A 1,937-nucleotide genomic window follows, 5' to 3' on the forward strand; every position below is an offset into this window, starting at 1 on the left:
TTTTGCAGGATTTTTTGTTAACATGAAAAGTGAGTAATGTTTTTTTATTTTATCGTTTCTTTAAAAATTTTTTTCATCATACTCGTGGTAACAATCTGATAATCCGTACGAAAGTTAAAAGCATCATGAAGAGCATCGGTAAAATCAGTTCTTGTATATAAGGGCTCATAACCTTCCCCCTTAACCTTTTTAAAGTTCATATTTCTTAATTCACTAGTAATTTCATGACAGGTGAACCCCTCATTAACTCGCTTTTCAAGCAGCCTATAAATAATTAACGATATGAAACATGTGATGAAATGTGCTTTAATACGGTCATCTTTTTTTAAGAATACAGGTCTTGCTTTGAATTCGCTTTTCATAATTCTAAAGCATTCTTCAATCTCCCATCTTCTATGATTTGCTTTTATTATTTCAGAAACATCATCCTCAAGATTTGTACAAACACCATAAAAACCATCAAAGGCTTCTTCTTTCTCGATGAGAGACTGGTCAATGCTGTATATTTCCTTATCTGCAATTTCACCGCCAGGAGTACAGCTTGTTTTATTAATAAATCTTTTGTAATCGTTAGCATTGCATTTCTTGATTTTTGTCGGGTTGTTTTGTATTGCCTTTTGAGCTCTTTCTATTTGAGAGTTGCGGATCTTACGCTGATAGTCCCTGTATTTGATTGAGTAGGTTACAATAAGCCGTTGTTCAAAGCCATTTTCTTTTATCCAACGTTCTTTGTAAAAGACTTTTGATATTATTTTTGCTTTATCTTCAGAAGTAGCTTTATCTATCATTTCATCAAGTTTAGAAATGTCAAATGTTTTATCGCTACCCGGAAGTTTCCAGCCGTCTGGAGCAAGAGCCCATTTTTTCAGGTGCTCTTTTAATTTTTTGATAGATTGTGTTGTAATAAAGGCACGTTCATCCTTGCTGTTAAACTTCCGATTATCTTCAGAAGCCAGCCCAGCATCTGTACAGACGATGAATTTAGAAAGCTCAAAATCAGAAATTATTTTCTTTTCTAAGGGCTTTAAAGTTAACTGCTCATTCATATTTCCCCTGTTTATACTGAAAGCAAGTGGAATGCCGTCTCCGTCCATAAACAGGCCCATTTGAACTATTGGATTTGGCTTGTGGTCTTTTGAAGGACCATATTGTTTATCGCCATCTGCCTGCTCGATTTCGAAAAAATAATTTGTGCAATCATAATAAAGAATACCGGTATTTCTTTTGGAAATTTTTAGGCTGTTTTCATACAAAGCGGACTGGATAAAATCTGTTTCCTTAGCGAGAAATTCAAGAGCTCTGTATATTTGATGCAAATCAAATTTTGGTTGTTCTATAAATTTTTTAGAAAGCTCGTATGTAGCAAGTTTTGAGGAAGGGAAGATTACTCTACCATAGATTAATCTGGAAAGTATTGAATCTAAGTCGAAATCGAATTTATACTTTTGGGAAATGTCCTTACAAATCTTATCCAGCTTAAGCTCGTGATAAATTTTTTGAAGAAATAGATACCCACCGTTAAACAAGCGTTGTTCACCTTTATCAATAAGCTTTGAAGGCGAGTATTTAACAAGTACTTCGCGTTTTTCCTCTTTTTCCTTTTTGTTAAGTTCTTCTATGTATTTTTTTGCCCATTCAATGGGATCCTGACCGTTCAGATTTTTTTCCAGTTCGGCATATGTTCCAAGCTTTTCAACTACCTTAGTGGAACGTTTACCATTCTCGTAGATAGATTTTGTTACGTAAAGGGAAGAAGCATTCTTTGATTTAGAAATGCACAATCTCATTAGTACAAAACCTCCAATCCCTTACATTATAACACATTACTCCGAATTACGCAATATAAAGCAGGTAAAAGTTGACACTTTTTCAACAAAAAAAGCCCTGTTTTCAAGGCTTTCAAAGATTTCGGTATTTATCCAAGTGTCAAAGACCCG

General features: G+C 34.2%; 1 protein-coding gene. It reads right to left on the bottom strand.

Annotation, left to right across the window (positions count from 1 at the left end):
• Nucleotides 1-44 precede the first annotated feature (44 nt).
• On the bottom strand, nucleotides 45-1,787 hold the full coding sequence (locus Ga0451573_RS18820) for an IS1634 family transposase (protein WP_231685735.1): 1,743 nt from the start codon (nucleotides 1,785-1,787) through the stop codon (nucleotides 45-47).
• Between the last annotated feature and the right edge of the window lie 150 nt (nucleotides 1,788-1,937).

It is taken from the genome of Phosphitispora fastidiosa, assembly GCF_019008365.1.
Classification (GTDB): Bacteria; Bacillota; Thermincolia; order Thermincolales; family UBA2595; genus Phosphitispora; species Phosphitispora fastidiosa.

Bases quoted from the DNA above. Each gene is read 5' to 3' on its own strand.
- Ga0451573_RS18820 (WP_231685735.1), bottom strand. From the start codon at position 1,787: ATGAGATTGTGCATTTCTAAATCAAAGAATGCTTCTTCCCTTTACGTA.